Here is a 19,996-nt window from a genome sequence, read left to right on the forward strand (position 1 = left end):
TGGGTTAAAGGTTACAAATGCTGAATGCAAACCTTTTTAAGGTTTAAACAAAAAAGCCTTACTCTAAAATAGAATAAGGCTTTTAAATTTAATTAATGTGGGTCTTTAATTAAGAATTAACTCTCCTAAAGAATTTCCGTCTTTACTACCTCCATAAATAAGAAAGTTATTAGAGCTTTTACTATATTTTGTAGCTGGTCTTACAACAATTTGTTTCTTTTCAAATTCTGTAGGATCTGTTCTTGTAAGCTCTCCTGTTTGCTCATTAAACGCGAATGCAACAGGTATCATTTTATTAATGTTTCTTACTTTTTTAACATCATCCATTTTTGTTATTCCAATATTTTTAGGATCATCATTAACAATAACTGTTAGTTGTCCATTGTGATATATTGGAATTGCACTTAAAAACTCTGGTCCATTTCCTAAAATAGCTAATGGAAAATATAAACCAGCAGAAACTGAAACTCCTCCTGAACCTCCTAAAAATCCAAATGAGAAACCTAATTCTGCAACAGATACTTGCTGCTCTTTTGGTATTACATTACTCCAATCTAATGTTCCGTCTTTTTTTAAAGCTGTAACAATAATTTCGTTAGTAACATAAGTGTATGGAGTTATAGATAATGGTCCGAAACCTTGCGATTTTCCTTGAACAATAAGATTAAATTCTGAAAGCACAATAACACCTCCATTTTCTCTTTCTACAAAAGCAATATTTCTATAATATGGTTTTAAGTCTTTTCCTTTTTTTGCTCTTCTTTCTCCAATAAGTTGTTTTTTAACATCGAAAGTAAAATCGTTAAATGTTTTCTTTGTAACCTCTCCTGTACTATAGTTAAAAGTAACATCATAAATACCTTCGACAGTAGATTCTGCTTTACCACTTTTCTTTATATCTGAGTAAAAACCTATAGCATGTAAAGTATTATCTTTAGTTTCCATTAAGTTACAGTTTAATGCTCTTTTACCAGATAAACTTACTTTTGTAACTTGTTTTTTATAGCTACTATTAGCTAAATAAGAATGAATAGTAATATTGTTAACACTTGTTTTCTTTTTCTTGTCTCTGTAGCTTTCTGTTGTTGCTATTAAAACATCACCATGTTCGTTTACTTGTACATCAGAAAAATCGAATAATTGCCTATTCTTTTCTTCAAAAACAATTTCGTAGCTATCTTTTAATACTTCAGTTAAATTATCGTCAAGTAAACTTACTGTGTATTTTAATTGTTCTTTTCTAGAGTTAATACCAACATGTGCAATAAGGTAATTAAATTCATCAAAAGATGGTGTAAACACAAAGCTTCCTTTCTTTTTCTTACTTTCTACAGGAACCGATAAAACTGTTGTTGTTTTTACTATTTTATTACCAGCTATTTCTTTCGCTAAAAAATTATAAGTTTTCGCCTTTTTATTATAATAAGATAGCATTAGAAATACTTTTTCTCCAACAATAGCTAGATCTTCTATTAGTAATTTACCTCCATTCATTTTCTCGAACTTTAGTAACGTACTGCTTTTAAAAGCTTTAGTAGAAGCATCGAATGTTTGTAAAAAGAATTTTTTCTTTTTTCTTGCCAACGTATAAACAGTATTGTCTTTTTCGCCTGCAATTTTAATAACATCTCCATCTTTAGATGTGATTGTTTCTCCAAAATCAAGGTCGATATTACCAACTTTTAGTTGTGCTGAGACTGTTGAACAAATTAATAATAGTAGAAATGGGATAAGTTTTTTCATAAGTAAAATGTAATGTTTATTATTATTTTAAAAGGTTGCAAAATAGCTTTTTATATATAAATTTTACATCTTAAACAAAAAAAATAGCCTAGTTAAACACTTTTTTAACTGTTTTAAATTATTACCATTTTAAGATAAAAAAAATAACAAATACTAGTTATAACAAGTGTTTTGAGTGTTTATCATTAATGTAAGATATAAATTGATGCAGAAGTAACATCTAAATACACATGTCTCAACTCACCCTGATACCAATGTTCTAACTCACCAGAAAAATTTGCTTTAAATTCTATATCATTATTTTTTAATACTTCTAGGTTGAAATTTGAAGGAAAGTATGCGGCACCATGAGATTGAAAAAGAAATTCATTATTAAATAATACATTATTTCCAATAGTATTTGTTAATACTTTAAAGCTAATGTAATCTTCGGTACTATTACCTGAATAAGCATTAACCTTTAATAAGTTTATTGTTTCTGTTGAAGAGATTTGTTCTGTTATTGGCGTTATAGTTATGTTTTTATATGTGTTACTTTGATAAGGCTCATCAAAATAAACTTGATAATAACCTCTGTATGTAATTTTAAGATTATTACCTTCTGTAGTTGATTGTTTTTGTACTACTGAGTCATTACTTGAACAAGAAACAAAAAACAGTATTAAAAAAAAATAGTAAAACAGCCTCATAGTACTTAAAATTATTTTTATATAAGTTATGAAGTTTTATTTAAAAACAAAAAAAACCTCTTCAATTGAAGAGGTTTTTGGTATTATAGATTCCTATATCTCTATAAGAAGTATAAATTAATTGTTAAGCGCTTCTGCTCCACCAACAATCTCTAAGATTTCATTGGTAATAGATGCTTGACGTGCTTTGTTATATGTTAATTTTAACTGATCTCTAAGTTCAGTTGCATTATCTGTTGCTTTGTGCATTGCTGTCATACGTGCACCATGCTCACTTGCAAAACTATCTCTTATACCTTTGTATAATTGAGTTTTTAATGATTTAGGAATAAGAGCTTCAACAATTTCTAATTTAGAAGGTTCGAAAATATAATCTGCTTTAGCAGCTACTTCTCCTTCAATAGGCACAATTGGTAAAAACTGCTCAGTCATTATAATTTGAGTTGCAGCATTTTTAAACTTGTTATAAACAATTTCGATTTTATCAAATTCACCTTTAACAAATTTATCCATTAACATTTCTGCTATAGTTGCAACGTTATCGAATGTTAAGTCATCATAAATCTCACTATGATTTCCAACAACAATACCCATTTTAGTAAAAGCATCGTTTGATTTCTTTCCAATTGCAATTACAGAAACGTTTTTACCTGAATGTACATTATCAATTAAATTTTTAGTTTGCTTGATAATATTCGAGTTAAAAGCTCCTGCTAAACCTCTGTTTGAAGAAATTGAAACAATAAGCACATTCTTTACTTCTCTTTGATCTGAATACTGACTTCCAGTATCTGCATCTAGAGTTGCACTTAAGCTTTGTAAAAGCTCTGTTAACTTATCTGCATAAGGACGCATTGCTGTAATAGCATCTTGTGCTTTCTTTAACTTTGCAGCAGATACCATTTTCATAGCACTAGTAATCTGCATCGTTGAAGATACTGAAGCTATTCTATTACGTATTTCTTTTAAATTTGCCATTTTTTTCCTCTCCTAACCTCTCCAAAGGAGAGGGATTGATTAGTGTAATAAAAAATTTCCGTTCCAATTACTCCTTCCTTTTGGGAAGGTTGGGATGGGATTATGCTCTATATTTAGCTGAAAGGTCTTTACATACAGTTATTAATGTATCTGTAACCTCGTCAGTTAATTTTCCTGCTTTTAATGTATCTAAAACATCTCTGTGTTTAGCGTTTAAGAATTCAAGGTAATCTCTTTCGAATTCTTTAATTTTATTTACAGGAACGTCTTTTAATAAGTTTTTAGATCCAGCATAAATAATTGCTACTTGATCTTCTACTGTAAATGGATCGTTTTGACCTTGCTTTAAGATCTCTACGTTACGTTTACCTTTATTAATTACGTTTAAAGTTACTGCATCCAAATCTGAACCAAACTTAGCGAAAGCTTCTAGCTCACGGTATTGTGCTTGATCTAATTTTAAAGTACCAGATACTTTTTTCATAGATTTAATCTGTGCATTACCACCAACACGAGATACAGAAATACCTACGTTAATTGCTGGACGTACACCAGAATTAAATAAATCTCCATCTAAGAAAATTTGTCCGTCTGTAATTGAAATTACGTTTGTTGGAATATATGCCGAAACATCTCCTGCTTGAGTTTCAATAATTGGTAAAGCTGTTAACGAACCACCACCTTTAACGATTGGCTTAAGCGAATCTGGTAAGTCATTCATTTCTCTAGCGATAGCATCATTATTAATGATTTTTGCAGAACGCTCTAATAATCTTGAGTGTAAATAAAATACATCTCCAGGGTACGCTTCACGTCCTGGTGGACGTCTTAATAATAAAGATACCTCACGGTATGCAACTGCTTGCTTCGATAAATCATCAAAAACAATTAAAGCTGGTCTACCAGTATCTCTAAAATACTCTCCAATAGATGCTCCTGTAAAAGGTGCGTAAACTTGCATTGCAGCAGGATCTGATGCATTTGCAGCTACTATTGTTGTGTATGCTAAAGCTCCTTTTTCTTCTAAAGTTTTAGCAATAAGTGCTACTGTTGCAGCCTTTTGGCCTACAGCAACGTATATACAATATACAGGCTCACCTGCATCGTAAAATTCTTTTTGATTTAAGATAGCATCAATACAAACTGCAGTTTTACCTGTTTGTCTGTCACCAATTACTAGCTCACGTTGTCCTCTACCAACTGGAATCATTGCATCAATAGCTTTAATTCCTGTTTGTAAAGGCTCTGTTACTGGCTCTCTGTAGATAACACCAGGTGCTTTACGCTCTAGAGGCATCTCGTAAGTTGTTCCAGTAATAGGTCCTTTTCCATCGATAGGGTTTCCTAAAGTATCTACTACACGTCCAACAATACCTTCACCTACTTTAATAGATGCAATACGTTCTGTACGTTTTACTGTAGATCCTTCTCTAACTCCTACTGATGTTCCTAAAAGTACAATACCAACATTATCTTCTTCAAGATTAAGTACAATACCTTCTAATCCTCCATCAAATTCAACTAATTCTCCATATTGAGCGTTAGCTAATCCGTATGCACGAACGATACCATCACCTACAGTTAATACTGTTCCAACTTCGTCTAATGAAGCGCTAGCTTCGAATCCTGCAAGTTGTTGTTTTAAGATTGCTGATACTTCAGCTGGTTTTACTTCTGCCATCTTATTCTTTATTTAGATATATAAATATCTTAGTTTAATGTAAATTCTCTTCTTAGTTTGTTTAGTTGATTTGTAATACTTGCGTCGTATTGTAAATCTCCTACACGTAATATGAAACCTCCAAGGATAGTTTCATCTATAATATTTTCTACAGCTACTTCTTTTCCAGTAAGTTCTTTAACTTTCGCTAAAACTTTTACTTTTAAATCGTCTGTTAATGGTAATGCTGTTGTTACTGTTGCAACCTCAGTTCCATTTAATTGATCGAATAAAACTGTATATTGCTTAGCTACTTCTGGAAGTATTGCAATTCTTTTATTCGTAATTAATGTATCTATAGCATTTACTGATAAAGGGTTGATGCCTTTAAAAATTTCCAGTAAAGCAGATTTTTTAATTGTATCACTAACTACAGGACTCTCAAGCACATCGCTTAAGTCTTTGCTTTGCGCTACAGTATTTACTATTAGCTTCATATCATTATTAACAACATCTGTTGTTTTTTGATCTTTTGCTAAACTTAAAACTGCTTTCGCATAACGTAATGCTGCTCTTCCCATCTATTTATTAGTTAAGTTTTGCTTCGCCTAATAAAGACTCAACTAATGCTAATTGTTTGTCTTTGTTAGCTAATTCTTGACGTACTACTTTCTCTGCTATATCTACAGATAAACCAGCAACATGGCTTTTTAATTCTGCCATTGCAGATTTCTTTTCGCTTTCGATAGCAGCTTGCGCTTGAGCAATCATTTTGTTTGCTTGCGTTTGTGCTTCTTCTTTAGCGTCGTCAATCATTTTGTTTTTAATCTCACGAGCATCTTTTAACATTGCTTCGCGCTCTGCACGTGCTTCTTTTAAAAGGTTTTCGTTATCTGCTTGTAAATTCTGCATTTCAAGCTTCGCTTTCTCAGCAGATTCTAATGCATTATTAATAGACTCTTCACGACTTTTAACGGCTCCTAAAATAGGTTTCCAAGCAAACTTTTTCATTAAGAAAAAGAATACTACAAAGATTATAGTTGTCCAAAAAATTAAACTTTCTGGTGCAGTAAGATTCATATCTATATTATTTAATTAATTCTTTAATTTTAAAATAGTTCCAGAACCAACCGTTCTGGAACTATTTAATTTCTTTTCAAAAATTAAGCTTATGCAATTAATGCAACTACAACTGCGAAAAGTGCAACACCTTCAATAAGTGCAGCAGCAATAATCATTGCAGTTTGAATTTTTGAAGTAGCTTCTGGTTGACGTGCAATAGCATCCATTGCAGATCCACCAATTTTTCCAATACCGATTCCTGCACCAATTGCAGCTAAACCAGCTCCGATTCCAGCTAATACCATAATAATAAAATTTATTTAGTTAATAATTAAAAAACTCAAATTAATGATGGTCATGTTCGGCAACTGCCTGACCAATAAATAATGCTGATAACAATGTAAATACATACGCTTGTAATGCAGCAACTAACATCTCTAACACACTCATAAATAAAACAAACGCTCCAGAAACTGGTGCTATAAAGATGCTTTTAAATATAAATATTAAAGATATTAAACTTAATATAATAATGTGACCTGCAGTAATGTTTGCGAATAAACGAATCATTAATGCGAATGGCTTTGTAATTATTCCAATAATTTCTATTGGTACCATAATAGGATATAATGCTTTTGGCACTGGAGGTGTTAAAATATGTTTCCAGTAGTCTTTATTACCACTAAATGTAGTTATTAAGAATGTGATAAAAGATAGTACAAATGTAAAAAAGATGTTACCTGTTAAGTTTGAACTAAATGGAAAAAAAGGAATTAATCCAAAGATATTATTTATCCAAATAAAGAAAAATATTGTTAAAAGGTAAGGCATATACTTAGCGTATTTTTTCTCACCAATATTAGGAATAGCAATATCATCTCTTACAAATAACACTAGTGGCTCTAAGAAACCAGCTAACCCTTTAGGGGCTTTATCGTTTTTCTTATAAGAACGTGCAACCGCACTAAATAAGATGAATAATAAAATTACAGAAATTAACATTGAGAATACTAATTTCGTAATTGAAAAATCTAGAGGTCTTACTGATAAATCAACAGGAACCATTGCTTCTTTTTGCTCAAGAGACATAGTTTCGAATTTATCTTTATAATAAATTCTTTCATTGTGACGTACAAACTCTTGTCCATTAGCTTCAACAACATGTTCTCCACTATTATCGTGGTGAAATTTTGATGAAGAGAATATAGTTAACCCATTGTCTGACCAAAGAATTACAGGTAAATAAAAAGAAATAGGGTGTCCATTCCAATCTGCTACGTGAAATTCGTGAGAATCACCAATATGTCCATTAATTAATTCACTTGCGTTAAATTCTTTATCATCACCATGTTGATCTCCATCGAATGCCAAAGCAAAAAATGGAAGCATAGCTATAACAAGCGTTGCGATTAATTTGATAGGATTTTGTGCTATCGTCATACCTTTTATAATAAAAAATTATAGTTCTAAAAATTCGGTGCAAAGGTATGGTTTTTCTTTAAACTTTGTAACTATTCTTTAAAAAAAATATTTTGAATGCAACTCATTAATTCTTAAGCTTTAAAAAGCCCTTCTTTGTTAAGAATCTTTACAACATATACTGTTTCTAACAGCAGAAAAAGAAAGTATGGAATAAAGAATGCTAAAACATCGTTTATGGCATCTATTTCTTTGTTTTGAATTAATGGCAATAAAAACACTAATGCAGCCATCATTTTAATTAAACCACACGCCATAAAAGCAAATCCAGTTTTATCTGAGAATGTTTTGTTTACAAATAGTACAGCTATGTAAACCAACAAAGTAGCAGTAAAATGAAAGAGATATACACTCCATGTGCTATAAAACAACGAGAAGTCGTTACCTAGTTTATTGACTATAAAATATTGAAGTGCAAATAATATTAAAGAAAAGGGAATTAATATTGTTAAGAATGCTATTAGTTTATTTTTCATTGTTCATTGAGGTCACTTGTTTAATAACTTGATACATAGAAACGAATACTCCTAATAAAGAAAATATAACTGTGTGGAGGCTATAGTTATTTGGGAATTTAGAATCAAGCCATAATCCAAAAAGAGTAAGTAAACCAATAGTAGCAATCATTTGAAAAGCTATAGTGGTAAACCTTATGTAATTGTTAAGCGGTTTTCTTGGTTTTTTGCTCACCTTTAATATCTTTTACTGTAGATTTCATAACGCACGATACGTTAAATGTTGCTCCTGGCTCTACTGCTAACTTCTCTGTTATTACTTCACCTTCAATGTGAGCAGAAGCCTTTAAAGTTAGTGTTCCTGTAAGTTTTAATTTTCCTGTAAATTTGCCTTCAAAATGAGCGTTGCTACTCTCTAAAGAGCCATGAATCTCACCTGTTACGCCAACTACAACTTTTCCAGGCGTAATAACATCACCTTCTATTATACCATCTATTCTAATATCGCCTTCGCTTGAAAACGTACCAACTATTTTAGTGCCTTTGGCTATTAAATTTTGAATTGAAGAACTTTCGTTTTGTTTGCCTTTTTTATTATCAGAAAACATTGCTATTAATTTTAGGGTTATGCGACGATACTATTGTTTAGTAGTGTAAGCTTGTAAATTTTTATGAATTTGAAGAATTCTATAATTGTTAGTTGAAATTCCAAAAAACGGACGATCAATTTTATACTTCAATTCTGAAGGAAATAAATTTGTAAATCCTTTTGCTGTTTCTATACTTCTTAATCCATGCACAACAACAAAGGTTTGATCTTTACTATAAACATCTATAGATGTTGTCATGTTGTTATATTTTGCATCATTTAGCGTTTTATCTAAAGTCTTTTTAAAAGCTTCTATTTCTGCTTTCGCAGCACTAGAGAATTTATAAACCACCTTACATCTTGTTGCACTAATGTCGTCTTCAAATTTAGATTTTTCTAATCCTTTTATCGAGGTGTTTAAAATAGCCTGAGCCTGTATACCTTCTTGGGTATTTGCATAGTTTACTGCAACATCGTTAATTGCTTTTTTATAAGCTTCAAAACCATGTAACCTTCCTTTTGCAAAAGCTTTTAGCAATTCGAATTTAGGCACCATAGCATCACCTTCGAAAACGCCAATGTATTTTACACATTTTTTTATAACAGCCTCGAATTCTTGTGCTTCAAACTGCTTATAAGTGTCTTCGTAAATGCTTTCTGGGCTACTATCGTCTTTTGTTAATGCAGCTTCTGGATTACTTAATATTTTTGCGTAGCGAGAGTCTGGGTAGTTAGAGATTATTTCATTTTTAAGAATATTCATTTCCGCAGTTCTACCTAAAGTTTCATACATTTTAAGTAAATTATACTTTGCAGGAAGAATTAAACGTTCTTCTGGATTGTTATTTAACAAGTCTGTAAACCTAGATTTTGCTAAATCGTATTCTTTAAATTTTTCCTTATATATTAACCCTAATTGATAATATGCAAAATTACGTTCTTTAGATATGCTATCGATTGCTTTCTCTTCTGAAGGGATTTGTGCTATATAATAATCTACATCTAATAATTTATCGGCTTCTGTATTCTCTGTAGTTGAATTAGAACTCGTTACAATTTGAGCCGCTCTAGAACCGCCTGACCATCTCCAATTATCTGCGTTTTCTCTTTCTCCCCAAATACGCTGAAACTCGTTTTTACCATAAGCAACCGTTTGGTCGTTATAGAAATAAAAACTTGATGCTGTAGCTGTTGGAAGGCCTCCTTTTGGCTTAAAGGCGCTACTTTGTGTTTGCCCAGCATTATTTTGCGCCAATCCTTTTTTCTGTTCTTCTATAGCTAAACGTTCTGCCTCTGCTTCTCTTTCTAATGTTAATTTAGCAACATAGTCTTCAAAAAATTGATGCCTTGCATTATCGTTCATTTTCACCAAACGCATAATACTATCGTTTACTTCGGCTACGCCTTCATAATAGATAACATCGTCCAAGTTTTCTCTTTTACGTTTAATGGTTCTATAAGGCTTACTGTTTTCAACCATTTTGGTCATTGTACTATCATAATAAGCACCTGCTACTTTGTAGTTATTAACATCGAAACTCATATCGCCAAGAATCTCGTAGTTTCTTGCCATAAGAATTTTATCCTGAGAGTTTGTACGTATAGACTTGTTATAATAAGCGATTCCTAAAGAATCCTGCTTCTGGTTAATATGATATTGTGCTACTTGATGATAAATCTGATCTAAAAAAGGTCTGTTTTCTCTGTCTTCTTCAAGCTTAGTTAAATGCTTAATAAACTCTAGCTTATTGCCTTTCTCGTAATCGAAATTTTTAGCTTTTTCTACGTGAGCACTTACTAGGTATTTACGTGGGATTTTTCGGTGTAAATCTATTACTTTATCAAAAGCAATATTTGCACTGTCTTTATCTTGCAATGCATTGTATATCTGACCCTCTATAAAGTAGTATCTACCTTCTTCGTTACGTTTCTTTGTAGATTGTGCAGCTATTTTAATATGCGCTAACGCACTGTCTAAAAGTTTTGTATTTATAAAAGCTTGAGATAATGTGGAAGATGCATCTGCTAAATCTTGACCTTCTAATTCTTCTTGCTTTAGAAGTGTTTTAATATTTTTAATAGCCAACTCATCATTCTCTAAGCGCATATTGGTTTTTTCTCTCCAAATTCGAGCTTGATTAATGTTACTACTTGCTGGGTATTTATATAAAATATAGTTGAAAGCTTCTAAGGCTGGTACAAAACGCTGATCGAAGTAACGCGATTTCCCTAACAAAAGATAAGCTTCGTCTATTTGCGGATTGTGCTCTTTACCTTGAATATTCATGCCATGTTTTTGAATGGCTTTTACAGCTTTCTCTTCTGCAGTGGTAAAGTTTGCGTTTTTAGATTGACCTGGCATTACAATTTCGTCAAGAATTTGCATACGCTCTACTGGTAAAATGTCCCAATAGTTGTCTTTATAAGCTTCGTTTAATGTTTCACGACCTTTTTCTAAGGCAATAAAACCATTATATAATGTGTTATATTCTGTAGTTACAGCATGGTAATTTCTACTAATAAAACTATCGTTTTTACGCGAGCAACTTGTTATTATTAAGGCAGAAACTGCTATAAGTAGTATGTGTTTTTTTACTGTTTTCAACGGTGTTGTATTTAGTCTAATTAGATAACTTTAAACTTATACGAATATTGTTAGCTATTAGATAAGCACGTAAAAATAAGCATCTTTTTTGAATTTACTAAATATTAGCAATAATCCAACAAGAAAATTAAACCTCAGCCACTCCCGAAAAATGTGCTTCTAACTCCTTTAAGGTTGCTTCACTTGTTTCCAAATCTTTTATTACTTCGCCTTTTTCTAAAACTACAATACGTTCGCAAACATCTGTAACATGCATTAAATCATGACTTGACACCAAAACAGTAACACCTTTAGTTTGTGCTAAATCTTTAATAATCCCTTTTAATCTAATTTGTGTTGTTGGATCTAAGTTTGCAAAAGGTTCGTCTAAAATTATTACTTCTGGATTGCCAATAAGTGCAGCAACAATACCTGCTTTCTTTTGGTTTCCTTTACTTAAATCTCTTAGATATTTATTCTTGTTTAAAATTTCGTCGTGAAAAAAGTCTTCAAATTGAGCTAAAAGCGCATCAACATCTTCTTTGTTTTGTCCTCTAAGCTCGCCAATAAAATAGAAATACTCTTCGGCTGTTAGGTATCCAATTAAAAAGCTTTCATCTATAAAAGCTGACGTAAATGGTTTCCAATCTTCACTCTCATTAACCAAAACACCGTTGCTTTTTATGGATCCAGTTGTAGGTTCAATTAGGTCTAATAGCAAACTAAAATAAGTTGTTTTTCCTGCACCATTATTTCCTACTAAACCAAAGCTTTGCCCTTTTGGAATCTCAAGATTTTCTATCTTTAAAACGGTTACTTCGTTGTATGCTTTTGTAAGGTTCGATGTTGTTATCATAATTGTAATACGTTTAACTGTTGGTTATTTTTTTTCTGAAAAAGCTGCTATGGTTTTATATTTTCCTTTTTTATAGACATTTACAATAAAATTGAAAATATACTTTCTAAATACAATGCCTAAAACACCACTTAAAGCAATTGAAATAAGTCCTGCGTTGAAACCAATAAGCTTGTATGGAATGTAAAACAAAATCATTGGTAAAAATATTTTTGGTAAACTAATTAATAACTGAACAGGATTAAACCCATTTGTATTACTAAACGCTTTAGCTTTAACATTAAGTTCTATTGGCACTCTGTTAAGTGCGCCTCCAAATAACGTTATAAATGAGTTTAGACCAACATTAAATACTGCTCCTGCAGCAATCATGGCATAAATATCCCATCCAAAATAAATGTAAGGCGTTGCTAATATAAAAGAGATAATTACAGCAAAAACCATGAGGTACCATTTAGATTCTAAATACTGTTTGTATGGTATATTTTGGCTCATTAGCATTTTATAATACTCACTATCCCAAGATGGTACTAATTGCCCAAATGATATTAAAAACCCACCAGTTATAAACATAGCTGCAAAAGCCAAAAGAGCAGGCATTTCTTTATAGGTTTCTTGTGTAAAGAAAAACAAACCGTAGAATAAGAACATAAACGACATCATCATGACTTGTTTTGGTCTCACATTTCTCCAAATTAATTTAACATCGTTTTTAATAAAAGGTGCAACGCTTCCAAAACGATTCATCCAAGACAAATCTGTTGCATTTACTTCTTTTACTTTTTTAGAAACAGCATCGTCTAAATAAAATCCTTTTTTTATAAAACTAAATGTTGCTTTATATAATAAAACTAAAATCCCTATTGGTAAAAGTGCAATGTATGGATTGTTGTATAAAAAATTAAAAGCACTACCTATTGGCTCGGAAACCTTGAAAATATTGTAATATTCTAAACCAACAAACACTACTAAAACGGTTAGAATACTATAAAACACAACATTATTTTTATTCACTAAAAAATTAGTAAAATTTAAACATAGTGTAATAGCAACAACCGAAACAAACCAACCTAAAACATTTAGCACAGGATAACCATGAAATAACAAAACAATACTAAATGGAATAAAGATAAAGAGTGGTAAAATATTAAAGAATGAAAGACTAGTTTTACCAAGTAAGTAATGAATAACGGTACTCCTTTTTATAGGAATTACCATTAATGGTTTTACATTCATTACTGGTAATTGCTGCATAAAGTAACGAAAGAGCAAATCGAACAGGAACCAAAATATAAGAAACTTGTTAACGGTTTCTATTGGATCTACATCTGGTATTGCTTTTTTAGCAATAAAGAAGACACCTACACCAAAAAATAAGGCCATACCTCCAAAATAAAGTACTACAAATGCCATTAAAATTTTAATAGCAAGACCTTTTTGAAAATATGAAGCACGACGAAACTGCTTCCATTCTAGGCTCATGAATTTTTTAAACATAGTTTGTGGTTTGGTTTAATAGTTAGTAATATTAATACAGTTTTTGTTACAATCAAAATGAAATTAATTTCTTGTTCACTATTTTTACAAAAAATAAACAGATGTCACATTTTCATAAACTATCAATAAAAAACATAACACGTCAAACAGATCAATGTGTGACGTTAAGTTTTAATATTCCAGAAGATTTAAAACAGAAGTTTAGCTTTACTGCTGGGCAATATATTACACTAAAATCTACAATAGACGGAAAAGAAATACGTAGAGACTATTCTTTATGTTCATCCCCAAAAAGTGGAGACATTACTGTAGCTGTTAAAGAAGTTGAAAATGGAACGTTCTCAAAATACGCAAATAATACTTTAAAAGAAGGAGATGTTTTAGAGGTTGCAACACCTCAAGGTCGCTTTACCTTTACTCCAGATAACTCTAAAACCAGAACTATAGCTGCATTTGCTGCAGGTAGTGGTATTACTCCTGTATTAAGTATTGCAAAAGCGGTTTTAGAAGAAGAACCAAACAGCACATTTGTGTTGGTTTATGGTAATAAAACAACCAAAGACACTATCTTTTTTGATGAAATACTAAAACTTCATCTCGAGTATAAAGAACGTTTCGATATTAAATTTGTGTTTAGTCAGTCTCAAGAACCAGATGCATTATTTGGTAGAATTGAAAAAAGCACAGTTAATCTTATTGTAAAAAACAAATACAAGCATACTACAATTGATTCCTTTTACCTTTGTGGACCAGAAGCCATGATCCATACTGTAAAAGATGTATTAACAGAAAACAATGTCGCTAAAGACAAAGTATTATTCGAGCTTTTTAAAGTGGCGAAAACTGAACAAGCAATAGAAAATGCTGTAAATACAGGAGAAACCGAAATAAAAGTAATTGTAGACGATGAAGAAGCAACCTTTGTAATGTCTCAATCTCAAACCATTTTAGAAGCAGCTTTAGATAAAGATTTAGATGCACCTTACTCTTGCCAAGGTGGTATTTGCAGTAGTTGTATTGCAAGGGTTACAGAAGGTCAAGCAACCATGAGGCAAAACAATATATTAACAGACAACGAAGTGGCTGAAGGTTTAATTTTAACTTGCCAAGCACAACCTACAAGCTCTAAAATTGTTGTGGATTATGATGATGTTTAAATAGAAACAACTAAACAAAATACGTTTTATCGAATATTTCATCCTTTCGTCGAATTGTTTAATATTTCTACTTTTTTGCCGCAATTAAAACGATTAACTGCATAGATTTGCTAACAGGTTGTAACGCTAAAAATTTGTTAGTTTAAGGGATAAAACAGTAGGTATTTTAAAACGTTATAAAACCGATAGGCCTCACTTTTTAAGTGAGGCTTTTTTTATATAATAGATTCTATCTTATTTATTATAGTCTCTGGAGCAATTGTTCTTGCAGCTTCCTTATAATTTTCTGGAAATTTATTACCATAAATAGAGGTTGGTATTAATGGAAACTGACTCCTATTCGCTAGTAAACTGTGACTTTCTGGTTGGTTAAATGGAGCGAATCCTGCAAAAGGATGCGTAACATTCCAAATAGTAATTACTTTTTTACCTAGCATTGCTGCAATATGTGCATTTCCAGAATCCATAGATAACATAACATCAAGGTTTGAAATAACATTTAATTCTTGGTTTAAAGATAGCTTTCCTGCTAGATTTATAACATTCTCATATTTGCTTTGGAAAATATTTAACGTTTTAATCTCTTTTTCTCCACCACCAAATAATACAATTTTTTGGGTTTTAGATAATTGAGCAATAACGCGTTCTAATAAATCTAATGGATACATTTTAGATTGGTACTGTGCAAAAGGAGCAATGCCAATCCAGTTTTTATTGTCTTTCCCTAGGCTTTCTTGTGTACTTTGATCTAGCTTTGCTTGTTCAGGGAAGCTTGGATTAGAAAGGTTGACACTATAACCTAAGCTTCTAAAAACATCGGCATAACGCTCTTGTGTTGTTTTAAGTTGCTCGAAATTTCGTCCTTCAACTAAAGCCTTCTTTTCGTCTCTTCCTTTATCGATTTGCTTGAATGTTTTTCCGAAGAAAAAAAACTTCAAAATCTTTGTTCTTAATACATTGTGCAAATCTGCAACTTGATCAATACCTAAACTTTTTAACTCTTTTGAGAGTTTATAGAGTCCAAAAAAACCTTTATGCTTTCCATTTAAATCTGGAGAAAAGACTGTAACATTTTCTAAATCTCTAAAAAATGGTTTAAAAAATTCTCGTGTTAATACAGTAAGCTTAATATTTGGGTGTTCTTGCGTAAAAGCACGCAAAACAGGAACAGACATAGCAACGTCTCCCATTGCAGAGAGTCTAATTACTAAAATATGTTTTGGTTTTGACATCGCTTTTCTGTGTTTGGTTAAAACTTTTTGTTGTTTAAATTAAAATACTCCTTTCTTTAAACTAAAGGAAAGGAGTATTTTATAAAATTAATGAGAGCAAAAAAATTACTTTAATCCTCTTAGTACAGGATTAAGCTCATCATCATTATACATTTTCATTTGCTTATACACTTTCATGTATTTATCGCCTTTACTAATGTCTTTTAATAACGTATCTATTGCAGTAGATAAATCTACGCGTTGCTCTAACAAAATATCAAACTTTGTTTGGCATGCAGCTCTATGTGCATCAGTAGCATCTACTCTTGTAGCCTCTTCCTCCATGTGGTAAACTTTAAGTGCTAGAATAGAAAGCCTATCGACTCCCCAAGCTGGACTCTCAGTATTTATAGTTGCGCCTTCTTTAGAAGAAACATCACTGTATTTTTCTAAAAAATAACTATCAATATACTCTACCATATCTGTTCTGTCTTGGTTAGAAGCATCTATTTTACGCTTCAATGTTAAGGCAGCAACTGGATCTATTTGTGGATCACGAATAATATCTTCGTAATGCCACTGCACAGTATCTATCCAACATTTTCTGTATAATAAATGTTCTAACAAATCTGATTTCTCATACTTATTAGAAAAAGGTTGGTCTACAGTATTAATCTTGTGGTATGTTGCTATTACATCTTGAAAAATAGCATTCGCTTTAGTTGAAAACATATTGATTTATTTTTATAACTGTAAAATTACGGATAAATATTTAACTTTACCATTCAATACTTAGATTCACAACAATGCATATTCATAATTTATCTGAAGAAAATTCAATTTTAAATACATTTATTTCTGAATTACGAGACGTCAACATTCAAAAAGACAGTATGCGCTTTAGGCGAAACATAGAGCGTGTAGGTGAAATTTTAGGTTACGAAATGAGTAAGTCTTTTGACTATAACTCTAAAAAAATCACGACTCCTTTAGCTGAAACTGAAGTACAAGCAATAAACAACAATGTAGTATTGTGCTCTATTTTAAGAGCAGGAGTACCTTTACATAATGGTTTATTAAATTATTTTGATAAAGCTGAAAATGCTTTTATTTCTGCTTACAGACATCATTTAGAAAATCCAGAAACATTTGAAATTATTGTAGAATATCTTGCTTGTCCAAGTTTAGAAGGCAAAACTTTAATTCTTGCAGATCCTATGATTGCCACAGGACAATCTCTACTTGCTACTTTTCAAGCTTTAAAACCATTTGGAACTCCAAAAGAAATACATTTAGCTGCTGTAATTGGAGCGCAAGAAGGTGTAGATTTTGTTGCTAAAAATTTTCCAGAGAACACACATTTATGGATTGCAACTATAGATAAAGGCCTTAATAGCAAAGGTTACATTGTACCTGGTTTAGGTGATGCAGGAGATTTGGCTTTTGGTGTAAAACTACAGCATTAATAACACAAACGGAATGACTAATAACAAAAGAACAAAGATTATTTTAAACCATTTTTCTTCAATGGTTTCAATATAGTTTGAAATAATAATAGACAAAGGAGCGAATAAAAACAAGAATTCACTTCCATCTTTTTTTGGTGCGATAATAATTAAAATTGTCGAAATAACAAAGGCCACAAATACAACCTTGTAAGCTGGCCTAAAGGTTTTCATTTTCTTTTTAATATCTTTTAAATAAAAAATTGAAGCCCATAAACCAAAAGATAACAACATGGTTATTACAACAATAAACTGAACAGAATTATAAGCCGTAAAATTAAAGCCAACTGCTGGACTTATGTTTAATAAAGAAACAAAGTCGTCGTTTATTATTATAGAAAGACCAATCGATATCATGGCTATTGCTAGTAAACCAAGAAATGGTGCAATCCATTTTTTTATTTCAGACTCTGCATAAAATAAAAGTGCAACAAAAATTAATATAAAAAAAAGGAGCGTCCAAAAGTAAAACAGGCTTGCCAAGCCAATTAAAAAACCTGCATCAAACAACTTTTTTATATGCTCATTTTGTGTTCTTAAACTAATAATTCTCCTTAAAGCTAGAAGTACTAAAAAATTAGATAATACAATTTCCCAATCTAAAAACACTTGTGGAATAGCGAGTAAGAACACACTAAACAGTAGTAGTTCTGTATTACCTTTTGCAGATAGTGAGTTTTTAGCAACTATAAAGTCTACCAACAAAACAGATGAAAAACAACATAGAAAAACAGCTGCTAATTTAGCAGCTGTAACTAGCGTAAAAGTAAAATCGTTGTGCTTATAAATAGCTACAAGTAACGCAAATAAGGACAGCGAAAAGACAATTAAAAAATTAATTGGCCTAGATTTACTAAAAATACTTGTAATCATTATCGGTTTTTGTATTTTTGTCTTTTAAACACACTACTATTCTTATGAAAGATTTATTTTACGCTATACAAGACTTTTTTGTAAATGTTGCATTTGCACCTTTAGATATGCTTAGAGCATTAGAATTAGAAAACTGGTTTGCAGCAAACAGTCTTAATTGGCTATTTGTAATTATTGCAGGAGTAGCAATGGTTTACTGGATGTTACAATTAAAGAAATTTGACAGCAATAACGAAGAGGACAAAAGCATCTCTTCGCATTCTTACTTATAAATCGAAACCAATATCTTTTCGGTAATTCATCTTATCAAAATGTAGTTTTTCTATATTTTGATAAGATTTTTTTATGGCCTCTTGGTACGTTTTACCATAACTAGTAATAGCCATAACGCGTCCTCCAGAAGTTACAACTTTATTGTCTTTAAGTTGAGCTCCAGCATGAAAAACAATAGAACCCTCAATATTTTCTATACCAGAAATCTCTTTTCCTTTCTCGTATGCTTCAGGATAACCACCAGATACTAGCATAACTGTTGTAGCAGCGCGCTCGTCTATTTCAATATTTATTTTGTCTAAAGTTTGGTTAGCAACAGCTTGAAAAACTTCAACTAAATCATTTTTTAAACGTGGCAAAACCACCTCTGTTTCTGGGTCACCTAAACGTACATTATACTCTATAACAAAAGGATCGTCTCCTACTTTTATTAAACCTATAAAAACAAAACCTTTGTAAGGAAGGTTATCTTTTTGAAACCCATTAATGGTTGGGATAACAACGCGCTCCTTTATTTTAGACATAAAAACGTCGTCTGCAAAAGGTACAGGAGAAATAGCTCCCATTCCGCCAGTATTTAAACCTGTATCGCCTTCACCAATACGCTTATAATCTTTCGCAGTTGGCAAAATCTTATAATTTTTACCATCTGTTAACACAAAACAACTCAACTCTATACCATCTAAAAACTCTTCGATAACTACTTTGGTGCTTGCACTACCAAATTTAGCATCAACAAGCATGGCTTTTAATTCTGCTTTCGCTTCGTCTATATCTTCTAAAATAACTACTCCTTTTCCTGCAGCTAGACCATCGGCTTTTAATACATAAGGTGGGTTTAGCGTTTCTAAAAAGGCATAACCATCTTCTACTGTGTTTACATTAAAACTTTGGTAAGCAGCAGTTGGAATATTGTGCCTAAATAAAAACTCTTTTGCAAACTCTTTACTTCCTTCTAGTTCTGCCGCAGCTTTTTGAGGCCCAATAACGGCAACGTTTTTAAGCATTTCGTCTTCTAAAAAGAAATCATGAATACCTAATACCAAAGGGTCTTCTGGACCAACAATAACCATAGTTATATGGTTATTTAATACTATTTCTTTTATGGCTTGAAAATCTGTTACACTAACAGGTACATTAGTTGCAATTGCTGCTGTTCCAGAGTTCCCTGGAGCCACATATAAGTTGCTACAGTTGTTACTTTGTGCAAGTTTCCAAGCGATGGTATGTTCTCTTCCTCCAGAACCTAGTATTAAAATATTCATAGTTGTGATTGTTTGCGCAAAAATAATTATTTACTTTACAAATTCATATTTATAATTTTTTCTTTTGAATCTATTTAACCTTTCTTTAAAATTAAAAGGCTTTCCTATAAGAAAAGCCAA

21 protein-coding genes are annotated in these 19,996 nt (G+C 31.5%); 3 read left to right on the forward strand and 18 right to left on the reverse strand.

Annotated features, from left to right (window positions below; translation table 11 throughout):
- Nucleotides 1-105 precede the first annotated feature (105 nt).
- The 14 genes from CW733_RS12590 to CW733_RS12655 all read right to left on the reverse strand — a co-directional run bounded on the left by CW733_RS12590 (nucleotide 106) and on the right by CW733_RS12655 (nucleotide 13,592).
- Nucleotides 106-1,743 (reverse strand): hypothetical protein, encoded by a 1,638-nt coding sequence (locus CW733_RS12590; RefSeq protein WP_100997509.1) that lies wholly within the window; start codon nucleotides 1,741-1,743, stop codon nucleotides 106-108.
- Between the two features lie 185 nt (nucleotides 1,744-1,928).
- Nucleotides 1,929-2,432 carry a hypothetical protein gene (locus CW733_RS12595; protein ID WP_100997510.1) on the reverse strand — a complete coding sequence of 168 codons (504 nt, stop codon included), beginning with the start codon at nucleotides 2,430-2,432 and terminating at the stop codon, nucleotides 1,929-1,931.
- Between the two features lie 117 nt (nucleotides 2,433-2,549).
- Complete coding sequence (gene atpG, locus CW733_RS12600) at nucleotides 2,550-3,410, reverse strand: ATP synthase F1 subunit gamma (RefSeq protein ID WP_100997511.1); 861 nt, start codon at nucleotides 3,408-3,410, stop codon at nucleotides 2,550-2,552.
- Nucleotides 3,411-3,510: 100 nt separating this feature from the next.
- Nucleotides 3,511-5,091: a F0F1 ATP synthase subunit alpha gene (atpA, locus tag CW733_RS12605; protein WP_100997512.1), complete on the reverse strand. Its 1,581-nt coding sequence runs from the start codon at nucleotides 5,089-5,091 to the stop codon at nucleotides 3,511-3,513.
- Between the two features lie 29 nt (nucleotides 5,092-5,120).
- Nucleotides 5,121-5,651: an ATP synthase F1 subunit delta gene (gene atpH, locus CW733_RS12610; protein ID WP_100997513.1), complete on the reverse strand. Its 531-nt coding sequence runs from the start codon at nucleotides 5,649-5,651 to the stop codon at nucleotides 5,121-5,123.
- Between the two features lie 7 nt (nucleotides 5,652-5,658).
- The gene (locus CW733_RS12615; RefSeq protein ID WP_100997514.1) at nucleotides 5,659-6,150 is read right to left on the reverse strand and encodes a F0F1 ATP synthase subunit B; all 492 of its coding nucleotides are present in this window, start codon (nucleotides 6,148-6,150) and stop codon (nucleotides 5,659-5,661) included.
- Nucleotides 6,151-6,239: 89 nt separating this feature from the next.
- Nucleotides 6,240-6,437, reverse strand: a complete 198-nt coding sequence (gene atpE / locus CW733_RS12620) for an ATP synthase F0 subunit C (protein ID WP_100997515.1) — start codon at nucleotides 6,435-6,437, stop codon at nucleotides 6,240-6,242.
- 40 nt (nucleotides 6,438-6,477) lie between these two features.
- Nucleotides 6,478-7,572, reverse strand: a complete 1,095-nt coding sequence (atpB, locus tag CW733_RS12625) for a F0F1 ATP synthase subunit A (protein WP_100997516.1) — start codon at nucleotides 7,570-7,572, stop codon at nucleotides 6,478-6,480.
- A gap of 113 nt (nucleotides 7,573-7,685) precedes the next feature.
- Nucleotides 7,686-8,087, reverse strand: a complete 402-nt coding sequence (locus CW733_RS12630) for a DUF6168 family protein (protein ID WP_100997517.1) — start codon at nucleotides 8,085-8,087, stop codon at nucleotides 7,686-7,688.
- Nucleotides 8,077-8,301, reverse strand: coding sequence for an AtpZ/AtpI family protein (locus CW733_RS12635; RefSeq protein ID WP_100997518.1), 225 nt, complete (start codon nucleotides 8,299-8,301; stop codon nucleotides 8,077-8,079). Before CW733_RS12635 ends, CW733_RS12630 begins: the two co-directional genes overlap by 11 nt.
- Complete coding sequence (locus CW733_RS12640; protein ID WP_100997519.1) at nucleotides 8,273-8,674, reverse strand: polymer-forming cytoskeletal protein; 402 nt, start codon at nucleotides 8,672-8,674, stop codon at nucleotides 8,273-8,275. Before CW733_RS12640 ends, CW733_RS12635 begins: the two co-directional genes overlap by 29 nt.
- Nucleotides 8,675-8,704: 30 nt before the next feature.
- On the reverse strand, nucleotides 8,705-11,260 hold the full coding sequence (locus CW733_RS12645; RefSeq protein WP_100997520.1) for a tetratricopeptide repeat protein: 2,556 nt from the start codon (nucleotides 11,258-11,260) through the stop codon (nucleotides 8,705-8,707).
- Nucleotides 11,261-11,387: 127 nt separating this feature from the next.
- Complete coding sequence (locus CW733_RS12650; RefSeq protein WP_100997521.1) at nucleotides 11,388-12,095, reverse strand: ABC transporter ATP-binding protein; 708 nt, start codon at nucleotides 12,093-12,095, stop codon at nucleotides 11,388-11,390.
- A gap of 24 nt (nucleotides 12,096-12,119) precedes the next feature.
- Entirely contained in the window at nucleotides 12,120-13,592 is a 1,473-nt protein-coding gene (locus tag CW733_RS12655; RefSeq protein ID WP_100997522.1) for a DUF5687 family protein, read from the reverse strand.
- Nucleotides 13,593-13,693: 101 nt separating this feature from the next.
- On the opposite strand from CW733_RS12655, the gene CW733_RS12660 reads away from it, so the two are divergent.
- Complete coding sequence (locus CW733_RS12660) at nucleotides 13,694-14,749, forward strand: ferredoxin--NADP reductase (RefSeq protein WP_100997523.1); 1,056 nt, start codon at nucleotides 13,694-13,696, stop codon at nucleotides 14,747-14,749.
- Nucleotides 14,750-14,964: 215 nt separating this feature from the next.
- Here the strand turns inward: CW733_RS12660 and CW733_RS12665 are convergent, their stop codons facing one another.
- Both CW733_RS12665 and CW733_RS12670 read right to left on the reverse strand, forming a co-directional pair.
- The gene (locus tag CW733_RS12665; RefSeq protein WP_100997524.1) at nucleotides 14,965-15,981 is read right to left on the reverse strand and encodes a glycosyltransferase family 9 protein; all 1,017 of its coding nucleotides are present in this window, start codon (nucleotides 15,979-15,981) and stop codon (nucleotides 14,965-14,967) included.
- A 105-nt stretch (nucleotides 15,982-16,086) separates the two neighbouring features.
- Nucleotides 16,087-16,692 (reverse strand): DUF4254 domain-containing protein, encoded by a 606-nt coding sequence (locus CW733_RS12670; RefSeq protein WP_100997525.1) that lies wholly within the window; start codon nucleotides 16,690-16,692, stop codon nucleotides 16,087-16,089.
- A 74-nt stretch (nucleotides 16,693-16,766) separates the two neighbouring features.
- On the opposite strand from CW733_RS12670, the gene upp reads away from it, so the two are divergent.
- Complete coding sequence (gene upp / locus CW733_RS12675) at nucleotides 16,767-17,426, forward strand: uracil phosphoribosyltransferase (protein WP_100997526.1); 660 nt, start codon at nucleotides 16,767-16,769, stop codon at nucleotides 17,424-17,426.
- Here the strand turns inward: upp and CW733_RS12680 are convergent.
- The gene (locus CW733_RS12680) at nucleotides 17,415-18,338 is read right to left on the reverse strand and encodes a DUF6427 family protein (protein ID WP_100997527.1); all 924 of its coding nucleotides are present in this window, start codon (nucleotides 18,336-18,338) and stop codon (nucleotides 17,415-17,417) included. The two genes, upp and CW733_RS12680, sit on opposite strands and share 12 nt — an antisense overlap.
- 44 nt (nucleotides 18,339-18,382) lie before the next feature.
- Between CW733_RS12680 and CW733_RS12685 the strand changes: the two genes are divergently transcribed.
- Entirely contained in the window at nucleotides 18,383-18,610 is a 228-nt protein-coding gene (locus CW733_RS12685; protein ID WP_100997528.1) for a uracil phosphoribosyltransferase, read from the forward strand.
- On the opposite strand, the gene purD is transcribed toward CW733_RS12685, so the two are convergent.
- Nucleotides 18,605-19,876: a phosphoribosylamine--glycine ligase gene (purD, locus tag CW733_RS12690; RefSeq protein ID WP_100997529.1), complete on the reverse strand. Its 1,272-nt coding sequence runs from the start codon at nucleotides 19,874-19,876 to the stop codon at nucleotides 18,605-18,607. The two genes, CW733_RS12685 and purD, sit on opposite strands and share 6 nt — an antisense overlap.
- Between the last annotated feature and the right edge of the window lie 120 nt (nucleotides 19,877-19,996).

Source organism: Lacinutrix sp. Bg11-31, assembly GCF_002831665.1.
In the GTDB taxonomy this organism is placed as follows: domain Bacteria; phylum Bacteroidota; class Bacteroidia; order Flavobacteriales; family Flavobacteriaceae; genus Lacinutrix.

Coding starts and splice junctions, on each gene's coding strand:
- atpB (WP_100997516.1), bottom strand. CDS start 7,572: ATGACGATAGCACAAAATCCTATCAAATTAATCGCAACGCTTGTTATA.
- CW733_RS12655 (WP_100997522.1), bottom strand. CDS start 13,592: ATGTTTAAAAAATTCATGAGCCTAGAATGGAAGCAGTTTCGTCGTGCT.
- CW733_RS12685 (WP_100997528.1), top strand. CDS start 18,383: ATGAAAGATTTATTTTACGCTATACAAGACTTTTTTGTAAATGTTGCA.
- CW733_RS12615 (WP_100997514.1), bottom strand. CDS start 6,150: ATGAATCTTACTGCACCAGAAAGTTTAATTTTTTGGACAACTATAATC.
- CW733_RS12660 (WP_100997523.1), top strand. CDS start 13,694: ATGTCACATTTTCATAAACTATCAATAAAAAACATAACACGTCAAACA.
- atpH (WP_100997513.1), bottom strand. CDS start 5,651: ATGGGAAGAGCAGCATTACGTTATGCGAAAGCAGTTTTAAGTTTAGCA.
- CW733_RS12630 (WP_100997517.1), bottom strand. CDS start 8,087: ATGAAAAATAAACTAATAGCATTCTTAACAATATTAATTCCCTTTTCT.
- CW733_RS12590 (WP_100997509.1), bottom strand. CDS start 1,743: ATGAAAAAACTTATCCCATTTCTACTATTATTAATTTGTTCAACAGTC.
- CW733_RS12640 (WP_100997519.1), bottom strand. CDS start 8,674: ATGTTTTCTGATAATAAAAAAGGCAAACAAAACGAAAGTTCTTCAATT.
- atpA (WP_100997512.1), bottom strand. CDS start 5,091: ATGGCAGAAGTAAAACCAGCTGAAGTATCAGCAATCTTAAAACAACAA.
- CW733_RS12665 (WP_100997524.1), bottom strand. CDS start 15,981: ATGTCAAAACCAAAACATATTTTAGTAATTAGACTCTCTGCAATGGGA.
- CW733_RS12670 (WP_100997525.1), bottom strand. CDS start 16,692: ATGTTTTCAACTAAAGCGAATGCTATTTTTCAAGATGTAATAGCAACA.
- atpG (WP_100997511.1), bottom strand. CDS start 3,410: ATGGCAAATTTAAAAGAAATACGTAATAGAATAGCTTCAGTATCTTCA.
- CW733_RS12650 (WP_100997521.1), bottom strand. CDS start 12,095: ATGATAACAACATCGAACCTTACAAAAGCATACAACGAAGTAACCGTT.
- CW733_RS12595 (WP_100997510.1), bottom strand. CDS start 2,432: ATGAGGCTGTTTTACTATTTTTTTTTAATACTGTTTTTTGTTTCTTGT.
- purD (WP_100997529.1), bottom strand. CDS start 19,876: ATGAATATTTTAATACTAGGTTCTGGAGGAAGAGAACATACCATCGCT.
- atpE (WP_100997515.1), bottom strand. CDS start 6,437: ATGGTATTAGCTGGAATCGGAGCTGGTTTAGCTGCAATTGGTGCAGGA.
- CW733_RS12680 (WP_100997527.1), bottom strand. CDS start 18,338: ATGATTACAAGTATTTTTAGTAAATCTAGGCCAATTAATTTTTTAATT.
- upp (WP_100997526.1), top strand. CDS start 16,767: ATGCATATTCATAATTTATCTGAAGAAAATTCAATTTTAAATACATTT.